11 protein-coding genes are annotated in these 11,550 nt (G+C 62.2%); 5 read left to right on the top strand and 6 right to left on the bottom strand.

The features are described from left to right. Positions 1-18 precede the first annotated feature (18 nt). Both V1288_RS04455 and V1288_RS04450 read right to left on the bottom strand, forming a co-directional pair. Positions 19-843 (bottom strand): ATP-binding cassette domain-containing protein, encoded by an 825-nt coding sequence (locus V1288_RS04455; protein WP_334355923.1) that lies wholly within the window; start codon positions 841-843, stop codon positions 19-21. A 70-nt stretch (positions 844-913) separates the two neighbouring features. Continuing rightward, a complete protein-coding gene (locus V1288_RS04450) occupies positions 914-1,975 on the bottom strand; it encodes a siderophore-interacting protein (RefSeq protein ID WP_334355922.1) in 1,062 nt (353 codons plus the stop codon). A 310-nt stretch (positions 1,976-2,285) separates the two neighbouring features. Between V1288_RS04450 and V1288_RS04445 the strand changes: the two genes are divergently transcribed. The 3 genes from V1288_RS04445 (at position 2,286) to V1288_RS04435 (ending at position 6,602) form a co-directional block, all read left to right on the top strand. Further along, positions 2,286-3,986, top strand: a complete 1,701-nt coding sequence (locus tag V1288_RS04445; protein ID WP_334355921.1) for a cyclic peptide export ABC transporter — start codon at positions 2,286-2,288, stop codon at positions 3,984-3,986. Positions 3,987-4,279: 293 nt separating this feature from the next. Then, positions 4,280-5,281 (top strand): GNAT family N-acetyltransferase, encoded by a 1,002-nt coding sequence (locus V1288_RS04440; protein ID WP_334355920.1) that lies wholly within the window; start codon positions 4,280-4,282, stop codon positions 5,279-5,281. Continuing rightward, positions 5,229-6,602, top strand: a complete 1,374-nt coding sequence (locus V1288_RS04435; RefSeq protein ID WP_334355919.1) for a lysine N(6)-hydroxylase/L-ornithine N(5)-oxygenase family protein — start codon at positions 5,229-5,231, stop codon at positions 6,600-6,602. The genes V1288_RS04440 and V1288_RS04435 overlap by 53 nt, the downstream gene beginning before the upstream one ends. Here V1288_RS04435 and V1288_RS04430 read toward each other — a convergent pair. Then, positions 6,599-7,423 carry a 4'-phosphopantetheinyl transferase family protein gene (locus tag V1288_RS04430; RefSeq protein ID WP_334355918.1) on the bottom strand — a complete coding sequence of 275 codons (825 nt, stop codon included), beginning with the start codon at positions 7,421-7,423 and terminating at the stop codon, positions 6,599-6,601. The two genes, V1288_RS04435 and V1288_RS04430, sit on opposite strands and share 4 nt — an antisense overlap. A gap of 189 nt (positions 7,424-7,612) precedes the next feature. Between V1288_RS04430 and V1288_RS04425 the strand changes: the two genes are divergently transcribed. Both V1288_RS04425 and V1288_RS04420 read left to right on the top strand, forming a co-directional pair. Beyond that, positions 7,613-8,062: a hypothetical protein gene (locus V1288_RS04425; protein ID WP_334355917.1), complete on the top strand. Its 450-nt coding sequence runs from the start codon at positions 7,613-7,615 to the stop codon at positions 8,060-8,062. Between the two features lie 190 nt (positions 8,063-8,252). Beyond that, positions 8,253-8,615 carry a hypothetical protein gene (locus tag V1288_RS04420; protein WP_334355916.1) on the top strand — a complete coding sequence of 121 codons (363 nt, stop codon included), beginning with the start codon at positions 8,253-8,255 and terminating at the stop codon, positions 8,613-8,615. Between the two features lie 26 nt (positions 8,616-8,641). Here the strand turns inward: V1288_RS04420 and V1288_RS04415 are convergent, their stop codons facing one another. Genes V1288_RS04415 through V1288_RS04405 form a run of 3 tightly spaced genes read right to left on the bottom strand, consistent with a single transcriptional unit; the run spans position 8,642 to position 11,538 of the window. Further along, positions 8,642-9,655 carry an SIS domain-containing protein gene (locus V1288_RS04415; protein WP_334355915.1) on the bottom strand — a complete coding sequence of 338 codons (1,014 nt, stop codon included), beginning with the start codon at positions 9,653-9,655 and terminating at the stop codon, positions 8,642-8,644. Next, positions 9,652-10,599 (bottom strand): N-acetylmuramic acid 6-phosphate etherase, encoded by a 948-nt coding sequence (locus V1288_RS04410; protein ID WP_334355914.1) that lies wholly within the window; start codon positions 10,597-10,599, stop codon positions 9,652-9,654. Before V1288_RS04410 ends, V1288_RS04415 begins: the two co-directional genes overlap by 4 nt. A gap of 15 nt (positions 10,600-10,614) precedes the next feature. Further along, complete coding sequence (locus tag V1288_RS04405; RefSeq protein ID WP_334355913.1) at positions 10,615-11,538, bottom strand: BadF/BadG/BcrA/BcrD ATPase family protein; 924 nt, start codon at positions 11,536-11,538, stop codon at positions 10,615-10,617. Positions 11,539-11,550 lie beyond the last annotated feature (12 nt).

The raw sequence follows: 11,550 nt of genomic DNA, 5'->3' as shown, positions 1-11,550 counted from the left end.
GGCGGATGACCGCCCATTTCATCGCGCGAAGCTGATGAGATGGCTGTGATCCGGAGACGGCATTACGCCCATCGGAATGCCGTAGATGGTTTCGAGTTCGGCCGGCGTCATGATCCTGTCGGGCGCGCCGCGGGTTATCAGCTTGCCCGAATGCAGGGCAATGATCTCGTTGCAGAAGCGCGCCGCCATGTTGACGTCATGGAGCACGACGACCACGCCGAGATTGCGCTCGCGGGCGAGCTGCTTCACGAGCGACAGAACTTCGATCTGATGGGCGATATCAAGCGCCGAAGTCGGCTCATCGAGCAGCAGGCATTCGGCGTCCTGCGCAACCAGCATCGCGATCCAGACCCGCTGGCGCTCACCGCCCGACAATGTATCGACCAGCCGATCCGCAAACGGCTCGATATGGGTCAGCGCCATGGCTTGCGCGACTTTGCCGCGGTCGGTGTCGCCGAATCGGCCGAGCGCGCCATGCCAGGGATAGCGGCCCAGCGCGACCAGCTCCTTGACCAGCATGCCGGCGGCGGGCGGCGTCTGCTGCGGCAAATAGGCGACCTTGCGGGCGTATTCCCGGTCGCTCCATTCACGTAGCGGGCGTCCTTCGAAACGGATCGTGCCGGATGAGCTTGGCTGCTGTCGCGCCAGCAGCTTCAGCAAGGTCGATTTGCCAGAGCCATTGTGCCCGATCAGGCCCACGACGCTGCGCGCGGGAAGCGACAGGGTGAGCGGTTCGAGCAACGCGCGGCCAGCCACTGCAAAGCCGACCTGGTCGAGCTCGAACAGGGGCGCGGGCGCGTCGGGCGAGGCTTGCGCGATTTCGCTTGGCCGAACTACGTGCATGGGAAATCGCCTGAGCAAAGTATGCGGTGCGAGGTGAACGCCGTCCCGTCGATCCGCGAATGGGGGGACGTCATGGCTGACGCAGGCTCCAATACGCGACCGCAAGATGCTGCTCGCGAGTGAGCTTGCGCTCGTCGCGCAAATGGTTTCGCAGCGCCTTCAGCGCCTGTGCTTCGCAAGCGACCCATGCAAAGACCTCGCGATGGTCTGGCCATCGCACGGCCTTGACGGCATCGACCAGCAACTGCGTCGTCCCGGCCGGACGGTCGCCGCGATGCAGCCAGCGGATCGACACGCCGGCAGGCGCGATCAGCGGAACCTCTTCAAGCCGATCGGCGACTTCGATGAAGGCTTCACCCGCAGCCGTTGCCGGCAGCGTCTCGAGAATTCGTGCGATGGCGGGCAGGGCGGTTTCGTCGCCAGCCAGCAAAAACCAGCGCGCCGGGCGAATACTTCGCCCAAGGGGGCCGGCCATGCCGCAAATGGCGCCGGCTTGCGCGTTGAGGGCGAATGCCGATCCGGGGCCGGCATGATCATGCACCACGAAATCGATATCGATCTCGCGGGTCGGCAGGTCGATGCGGCGGATCGTATAGTAGCGAGTGACCGGCCGGCGGTCCGGTTCGGGCCAAAGGATGCGTCCGTCCGAGGCAGGCCACGGCCACTCAGGCTTGGCGAGGCCCTCCGGCGGGAAATACAGGCGAACATGCAGGTCATCATCGTTCACGAAGCGGGCGATGTCGTCTCCGGTGAAAGTCAGCCGGCGCATGCGCGGCGTCAGGTCGATCGCTGCCGTCAGTCGCACTTCGCGGAAATTGGCAAGCGTGCCGCCATTGGATTCATGGCCGGACCAAACGATGGCTGGCGCGTTGTCGCCGGCGAACTCGATGACGTGGGACGCGACGACGGAGCGCAGCATTTCGAGGTTGCCCTTGTCGTTGGCCTCGACGCGGATCTTGAGCGCCTCGGCCTCAACGGCGAGCGAGCTGGTTCCAAACGGCAGCTTCGCCACCATCAGGCCATCCTGGTCCTCGAAGGCGATGTCATGCTCTGCCAAATGATCGATCATCCGGGCGGCAAGACCGGCGGCATCGGCAAGCCGGATGCGGGTTTCGGAGATAAGCGAATCCAAGTCGTCCTCCAGTCGGGCCTGTCCGATGCTGGCCTGCAAGCGCTTCGATTTTTCGGATATCGCGGCGCCGACACGGCGGCTGGATCCATGTCCTACTCGCTCATCGGCTGCAATGCAAAGGCGGTACCAGTCGTCTCATTTTATTAAACGCGTTGCCGATCACAAATTAGAATCCATCGAAAAGGCCGAAAAATAAGCTCTGGAAGAACGATGGTGCCATCATGTATTCGCATCACTCCGGCAAGGCTGTTCGTATCACAACGGGCCGTGTAGGTTCGCTTCAGCTCTACTCCAGCGCGCGGCACTCATGATGAATCCACGAAGCGGCCTGACCGCGCAGATCCTGCATCTCCTGCGGCCATACTGGCCGATCGTGCTCGGCGGTATCGTCCTCGGCGTTACCGGTGGCGCCAGCGTTGCTGGATTGCTCGCGGTCGTCAATCGCGGGCTCTACGCGTCGCAGGACGACGTTACGACGCTGCTTTACGCGTTCGCCGGCCTGTGCCTGCTGATCCTGATCGGATCCGTCGGTGCCGATATCAGCGCCAACTATGTCGGACAGCGGATCATCGCCGAGCTTCGCAAGTCGCTCGCCGCCAAGATTCTGGCAGCCCCGATCGATCAGCTCGAAATCTATCGGACACATCGCCTGATCCCCGTTCTGACGCAGGACGTCGATACGATCAGCGATTTCGCGTTCTTCTTCTCTTCCTTCTTCGTATCCCTCGTCATCACGTTCGGCTGCATGGTTTACCTGGCGGTGCTGTCGTGGCCGCTTTTTCTGATCACGGGGCTGGTCATCATCCTTGGTTCGCTAGCGCACGCATATGCGCGAACGCGGGGCGTTCAGGGCTTCAATATCGCCCGGGAGTCGGAAGACGAACTGCAGAAGCACTACCGCGCGATAGCCGAGGGTGCGAAGGAGCTGCGCCTGAATCGCGCCCGCCGTCAGCGCGTCTATGTCGAGCAGCTTCAGCGCACTGTCGACCGGATCAGCGCGGTGCAGGTGAAGTCGATCAATCTGTTCGTGACGGCGCGGGCATTGGGCACGATACTGTTCTTCGTCGTGATCGGCGTAGCGCTGACCTTGCGTCCGTTCTTCTGGCCCGACAGTCCTGCTGCGGTCTCCAGCGGCTTTGTCCTGGTGCTGCTTTATATGCGCGGGCCCATCGATCAGGTCATCGGAATCCTGCCGGCGCTGGGCCGCGCGCAGGTGGCGATGAAGCGCATTGCCGAGCTTTCCGAACAGTTCTCGACACCCGAACCGGACTTGCTGGCCGCGCCTTCGACTGCGCCTGACGGATCAGGCAGGATCGAATCGATCGAACTCCGCGGCGTATCGTATGGTTTTCGCGCGCTGCCCGGCAGCGCCGCCTTCATTCTCGGACCGATTGACCTGCATGTCCGCCGGGGGGATGTCGTTTTCATTGTCGGCGAAAACGGAAGCGGAAAGACCACGCTGATCAAGTTGCTGCTCGGTCTCTACGCGCCGCAGAACGGTACGCTGCTTCGCGACGGCCTGCCTGTCGTGACGGAAACGCGGGATGATTACCGGCAACTCTTCACCACGATCTTTTCCGACTACTACCTGTTTGAAGACCTGCTTCACGGCGCGGGAGTGGTGCCGGATGTCGCGGAACGCTATCTGGAGCGATTGGAGGTCGCGCACAAGGTTTCGGTCGAGAACGGCGTTTTTACAACGACGGACCTGTCGACCGGGCAACGCAAGCGGCTGGCTCTGATGAACGCATGGCTGGAGGAGAGGCCCGTCCTCGTGTTCGACGAGTGGGCCGCGGATCAGGACCCTGCCTTCCGGCATATCTTCTACACGGAACTACTGCCTGACCTGAAGCGCATGGGCAAGACGATCATCGTGATCTCGCATGACGACCGCTATTTCGGTGCGGCCGATCTCCTTGTGCGACTTCGCCACGGCAAGATTGTCACAGGCGAGGCGACGGAACATGACGTCATCAAGTCGTCATCGGTTCCAACCGACGCATCGCTTTAGAGCTATTTTATTCTCAATAAAAATTTGAGTCGAAGTTCGGGCTCTTTCAAAATGTATTCCGCGAAAAGCATATGATGCCTTTTGCGATGCCGGCTCGTGGGATTTGTAAGGAATCTAATCTGCGTGTGCCGGCATTCCTTGTCATCCTGTGCGGGAGTGCTTTACATCGCAAGCGCGAGTGAAGATCGCGGTTCTGTTTTGAGCAATCATGTTTGCGATGCGAGGGCCTGATGAACAAAGCTTCGAGCTCCGCGACAGGCTCTCGCGCGTTCCCGATCGGACCGCATTCCGCCATGACGGTCGTTCAAGACGGCGAGAGAGACCTCCGTGTTGCCGCGGGCGCCGCAACGGTGATGCGTCTGCGCCTCGACGATCGGCTGGATCGCCTGAAAATATTGAACGCTCCCGACGATCCGCAACTCGCGATATCAGCGGTTTCGGCAGCAGCAGAAGCCATGTTCGGGTGGCGCCCGGGCCTTGACCGGATTGTGCTGGAGTCAAGCGGCGAAGAATCCGTTGCACGGGAGCTGATGGACCATGGCCTCGCCGTCATGGCGGAGGCGGATCTCGTGCTGCTTCCTGAACTGATCATGCAGCGGCGGGATAATTGGCTGGTCAATGCCGAGCGGCCGCCATTGCCGCAACTCCACGTCATGACGGACGGCAAGCGCCATCCGCGACGCTCGCCAAAGCCGGCCGGAAAGGTGTATGCCCGCTTCATACCCTGGCTCGGCGAAGTGATCTCCTTTCGCGTCGCCAATACGGACGACGACCTGCATCTGCTGCACCGCTGGATGAATGATCCTCGCGTCGACGCGTTCTGGAACGAAGCGGGCGATCTCGATAAGCATCGGCGGTATTTGTCCGGCATTCTGGCGGACCCGCATATGCTGCCGCTGATCGGTTGCTTCGATGACGAGCCATTCGGCTATTTCGAACTCTACTGGGCCAAGGAAAACCGCATCGCGCCGTTCTACGATGCCGGCGACTACGATCGCGGTTGGCATGTCGTCGTCGGCGAGGATGCCTATCGCGGGCGCCGCTACATCAGTGCCTGGCTGCCATCGCTGATGCACTACGTGTTCCTGGACGATTGCCGGACGCAGCGAATCGTCGGTGAGCCGGCGGCGGCGCATTCGCAGCAACTCCGCAATCTGGACCTCTCGGGATTCGCGAAGATCAAGAATTTCGATTTTCCGCACAAGCGGGCTACCCTCGTCATGCTGCTGCGCGAACGCTTCTTTGGCGACCGGCTGTGGCTGCCGGCAGCCACAGTCCCGGCGGCCACGTCCTGACGCGCGAACGGAGCGCAGCTTCATGTCTCACCAGCTTGCGATCGAGCACGACGTCATCGGCGTCGGATTCGGGCCCTCCAATCTTGCGCTTGCGATCGCGCTGGACGAGTCCGCCAGAAAGTTCCGCCTGAAATGCGCCCCTCTGTTCGTGGAGAAGCAGCCCCGATTTACCTGGCATGGTGGCATGCTCCTGCCGGGCAGCGACATGCAGATCTCGTTTCTCAAGGATCTGGTTTCGTTGCGCGATCCGACCAGTCCGTTCACTTTCGTGAACTATCTGCACAAGCGCGGTCGCTTGCAGGATTTCATCAACTGCCGAACGTTCTATCCGAGCAGGCTGGAATTCAATGACTATCTGCGGTGGGTCGCCGCCCAGTTCAAATCTCAGGCGGTCTACGGGGAAGCCATCGTCGCCGTCGAGCCGGTGATGGCTGGACAATCCGTGACATCCTTGCGCGTTCGTTCGCGCACGCTTGCCGGCGATGAAACAGTGCGGCTGGCGAGGAACCTGGTGGTCGCAGTAGGGGGAAAGCCCTTTATTCCAGAGATGTTCGCTGACATCGCCGATGATCGCAGATTGTTTCACTCAAGCGTCTATCTCGATACGGTCGGGGCCGCTGGGCTTGGCCGAAAAGCGACGCGCGTGGCCGTTATTGGGGGAGGGCAGAGTGCGGTCGAGGTGACCGTCGACCTTCGCGGTCGTTTTCCCGAAGCGAGCATTGATCTGATCTTTCGCGGCCATGCGTTGAAGCCGTCCGACAGCAGTCCCTTCGTTAACGAGATTTTTAACCCGGACTACACGGACTTTATCTTCGCCCAGCCGGGCGAGCGGCGGGATGCGATCGTGCGCAACTTCCGGAACACCAACTATGCCGTCGTCGATGCCGATCTGCTCGATCAACTGTACCGGCTGTTGTACCAGCAGCGCGTCAGCGGCACGACAGGCGTCGAGCTGCATCCGCGCAGCGAGATCACGGGCGTCAAAGCAGCAGTTGAAGGCATCGAAATCGGTAAGGTTGACAAATTCGAGGGCCGGGACAGCCGCTCCTGCTACGATGCCGTCATCCTCGCCACCGGCTACGACAGGGAAACGCCGCACGCGTTTCTGGAACCGATCCGACGCTATATCCGCGATGCCGCGGTCGACCGCAACTACAGGCTCGCGACCAGCCCCGCGTTTCGACCGCAAGTTCATCTCCAGGGATATTCCGAGTCATCTCACGGCCTGAGCGACACGTTGCTCTCTGTTCTGGCGACGCGCTCGCAGGAAATCGCCGAGTCTCTGCTTTCGACGATTTCGCGCCGTGAGCTCATCGCCTAGAACGGCTCGATCGCGGGGGCGATGAGCCGCCATTGCGTGGCTGATCCAAGCGTGGCCGGCACCGAAAGCACTGCAGGTGATGGGCCTGCATCGACAATCAGCGTATTCGGGGCAATCGCAAATCCGACAGCGGCTGCTTTCAGTACCGCTTCCTTCAGGGTCCAGTAGCGCAGAAAGAGCCGGGATCGGAACGCCGCTGGAGCCTTCGATAGGACCTTGCGCTCCTCTGCGGCCAGGACGATTTCGCTGACGGACTCCATATCGGTGATGTCACGCAACGGCTCGACATCGACCCCGACCGGCATGGATGCGGCTGCAATGGAAACCGCACCCCTGGAGTGGCTCAGGCTGAAGTCGAGCTTCGGCGGGCCAGCAACGAGCACCGGCTTGCCGTGCGTGGACGGCTCGAACCGCAGGGCATTGGCAGGTTGCCCCACAAGGCTGCCCAGCAGAAAGCGAGCGCCAGCATGCGCAGCCAGATAACTGATTCGATCCTCAATGTGCAGGAACCGCGCCAGACGATCGGATTCGCTGCTGTCGATCACACTTGCGGCTTGCGCGAAACTGAGCGCGCCGGGAGAACCGCCGATGAAGTCCGGGGCGGGAGGCACCGCGGCGAGCCAGAGTGCGATCTCTTCCGGCTGTAGCTGCCCGATTGGACTCACGATGCCCGGTTCCGGCAGGCATCGCACGCGCAGTGCATCCTGCGGCGTCGTGGATTTGACCGCGATCGACCACGCGAGGGAGCGGCTTGCGCGCGCCATCGATAGCGATGCCGCAAGCGGTCCCTGTTCAGCTTCGTGAGAGTTCGCCATATCCATCGGCTACTCGATAAACACACAACCGGAAGCAACTTTTACGTGTGTTAGGCGTCACATGGAAAAGATCTGGCTTAGAATCCATCTAACAGACGTCAGCAAGGCAATGTGTTCTGCGACAGACATCGGTGGCGCTGGTAGATTCATTCTTAGACGCATCTGCGGAAGCTGCAGGTCAACGTGGAACTGATTATGACAAGATCCGTCCTTCTCGATCAGCAGATGGATATCTATTTGCCCGAACGAATTGCAACCATACTGCTTCGCAGCCAGCACGGCGGGCTCGTCGGCAAGGAGCTATCCACGCGCATCAATTACCTCCTCGAGATCGCATCGCTGCATACCAGAAGCGAGCTTCTTGAGCAGCCGGGCCTGGGACGGTTGAGCCTGCACCGGATCGAAAGATGGATGAAATTCCATGGACACCGCCTTCGCCGCGACGAGGAGAGTCTGGACAGTGTGATCTGTCGTTTCGGCGTTCGGCAGGTATTTATGGGGTCAAAGCCAAGCCGGTCCGCGTCTGCATCGGTTATCTCTCCCGAGGACAGGGACAGGATCTTGCACGAGCTCCGTGCATGCAGCCCGTGCGACGAACAGTTCCCCCGGCCGGATCGACGGATGTCGATGAGCCAGAGCAACTGAAGCGAAGCCGTCCGCCTTGCATCGGAGGGCGCTTTTGAAGGACTGGTGAGCATCCCCGCCTGAACGTTTTCGGTGCCGGCCGTCATATCAAATGACTGATCGGGAAGATTTGGCGCGACAACATGTCCGGGACACATGTTGGTGCTCAGAACCTACAGTCCTGGCAGCCAATGCCGGAGAAGGCGGTTCAATGAGCAAGGGCATTCGTGTTCCAACATCTACGTCAACAGACGCATCTCGAACACGTCCGAGCCTGGATAAACAGGATGGCTTCGTACTGGAAGTTGCAGGCACCCCTGTGCTGGTCTTCTCTGCAACTTCAGCGCGTTCGGCTGAAAAATTCAGGAAGCAGAAGTGGCTCGCAGAGGAACTGGGCGCTTACGCGTCCGGCGGGCGCCCTGTCTGGGACGGAAAAGCCGCGCTCACCGTGCGGCGCGCAAATCTTTCCGAAAGTGCTGAACTGGAGATTGGCAGGAAATGGGCTGAAGCCGAAGACGGCGATACGAAATATGTTTTTGCCTTTCTCGTACCCGTCGATCCACTTCAAAACTGAGAGCGCAGCCAGCGGACCGAGAGCTGTCAAAACGTCTCGGTAATCTTGCTCAGGCGAGGGGGGCGGTCCGGATCAAATCCGTGGGCGCGTGCCGCCTGCTCGATCATCCGATAGGCCGGAACGAGCATGGCGATCGGGTCGGTGGCGGGGTCATCCTCGCGCAGCCACGGCAACGAGCCATGCGGTCCGCCGCACAGATGCAGCACGATCTTCTGCTCGCGCAACTCCTGTGCCAGCGCGTCGACCGCGGCGGCCGTTTCGTCCATGATCCGCATCATGACAACCGGCGTGCGCGAGGAGAGGGCGGCCCGCGGCCCGTGCTGCAGCTCGGCGGCGGACAGACCGATCGAGGGTAGGCGCAGGATTTCCGAAAGCTTGAGCGCGATCTCCCGCGCCGAGCCTAGGCCCATGCCCCGTGCCGCTACAAAGGCGGCCGACGCCGTGGCGAGATCATCGGCAACTTCGGACCATTCAAGCGCCAGCCCCCGATCGAGCCGCTCGGGCAGTCTGTCGAGAGCGGACCGTAGCGCGCGATCATCAGCCAGCTCCGCAACAAGCGCAGCGCCCGCAGCCATCGAGCCGATCACGGTCTTGGTCGCCGCCACCGAGTGCTCCTGGCCTGCCTCGACTGGAACAACGAACTCCGCTTCATCGGCCACCGGCGACGACGTCGCATTGACGATGGCGATGGTGCGGGCACCTGCGGCGCGCGCCGACCTGGTCGCTGCGACCAGATCCGGGCTGCGTCCGGATTGCGAGATCACGATGAACAGCGCATTGCGCAGCTTCAAGGGCGTGCGAAATGCCGTCGTCACCGAAGGGGCGCTGGCTGACACGGGAAGGCGAAGCCGGGTCTCAACAAGATATCTCAGGAAGACGCCGGCGTGTCCCGAGCTTCCCCGGCCGCACACGACGCACAGGGGCGCAGCGCCGATCCCGATTCGTTGGGCGATGTCACGCGTGGCGATGCGGTTACGGGCAATCCTGGCGACGACGTCGGCACTTTCTCCGATCTCAGCCGCCATCGCCGAAATCGTCATGGCTCAACCGCTCCAGCCTGCCTTCGCGTGGCCGGCGCCTTGGAATTTCGGTCAGGTTCTTTGGCAAGCTCGGCAAAGATGCGGCGCAGGTTGCCGTCACATCGGCGCAAGATGGTCTCGGCATCATCCTTGCCGATACCGAGCGCCAGAAGGACAGCCCTCTTGATGTCTCCCTCCGCCTGCTCGAGCGAGCTTGCCGCCTGCGATGGATCGCAGTGCGCGATCTGGGGGGCAACCGTGGCCTCGGCGCGCCGCTTCAGCTTGGCATTGGTCGGCTGCATGTTCACCATCATGCCGCGATAGACCCGCCCGAACCGCAGCATGATCCCCGAGGAGATCAGGTTGAGCACGACCTTCTGCGCCGTTCCCGCTTTCATTCGCGTGGAGCCCGCGATCAGTTCGCGGCCGGTCTCGACCAGGATCGGAAACCTTGCCGCTTCCAGCAGTGCGGTGCCGGGATTGTTGGCGATGCCGATCGTCACCGCACCGCAGGAGCCTGCCTGCTGCAGCGCCGCTACCGTGAATGGCGTCGTCCCGCTGGCGGCTACCGCGATCACCACGTCGTGCGGGGTGAGCCGTGCGGCATTGACCTGCCTGACCGCGTCGTCGACATCGTCCTCCGCACCTTCGACGCTGGTAACAAACGCGCTGTCGCCGCCGGCGACGATGAAGTGCACCCGCTCGCTAGGCCAGGCAAAGGTCGGCATCAGTTCGGCGCCGTCCTGGACGGCCACCCGGCCGGAGGTGCCGGCGCCGACATATACAATACGTCCGCGATCGCCGAGGGCGGCCTTCGCTGCCTCCGTGGCCGCCGTGATGGACGGCAGCGCGTGCCCGATCGCTGCCACCGCCGCAAGCTGGCCCTCCCACATGGCTTCCATCGCCGAGGCAAGCGACCATGCATCAAGATCGGCAAAGCGGGGGTCGATTTCCTCGGTGGCCATCAGGTTGATCCATCCTTAAACGCGGAACTTTGCCGCCTGTTCATCGGCAATTTCCCTTCTGGGCACGGCAAGCCGCCCGCGCGCCACCAGCAATGCGCCGGCCGCCGCATCGGCATCGGGACGCTTCAGGCGATCACGCAGATCCGGCGTCAGCCAGGGCGCAATGGCATCGGCAAGCCCGCCCACCAGCGAGAGCCGCTCGATGCCCTTGGCCAGGAACAGATCGAGGAGGTCGCCGATGGCGTCGGCCGCGCGCTCGACAATGCGACGACCGATCGGATCGCCCTGGTTGGCGTGCCGCATCACGATAGGCGCGAAAGCAGCGTAATCCGTGGCCCTTGCTTCTTCAGACCAGGCGACCGCCTGATAGGGATCGTGATCGAATGCGTCCAGCACTTCGGAAAGCAAGGGCGTGAGCTCGCCGCGGCGATCTGCGGCCCGCAGCGCCAGCCGCACGACCTGCAGGCCGATGTCGGCGCCGCTGCCTTCGTCCGAGACCGGAAAGCCATAACCCGCGAGACGGATTTCGCGACCGCCGATCAGGCCGACGCCAACCGAGCCGGTGCCGGCCACCACGATGGCGCCGTCGGCACCGCTGTGGGCGCCAAGACAGGCGGCCATGCCGTCACTGATGAAGATGACGGACGCAAAGGGATGCGAGATCTTGTTGAGCGCCGCCTCCGAGCCACGGCGGCCAAGGCCTGCAAGGCCGATTGCAGCGTGCATCCGGGCGAAATCCGCATGCGCAAGGCCGGCCTTTACGGCTGCGGCTTCAGTGGCTTCCATGATGGACCGCCACGCCTTGTCCACGCCGATGCGCGTCGTGGCAGGCCCCGAGCTTGCTTCACCGAGCAGCCTGCCGTTTTTGTCTTCGATCCGGGCACGGCAGCGGGTTCCGCCTCCGTCAATGCCGAGATACGTGGTATCTTTTGTTGCCATCGAAAGTTAACG

The organism is Bradyrhizobium sp. AZCC 2176 (genome assembly GCF_036924645.1).
Taxonomy (GTDB): Bacteria; Pseudomonadota; Alphaproteobacteria; order Rhizobiales; family Xanthobacteraceae; genus Bradyrhizobium.
The sequence above is the reverse complement of the archived record's forward strand: the minus strand, read 5'-3'. Positions and strand labels throughout refer to the sequence as shown.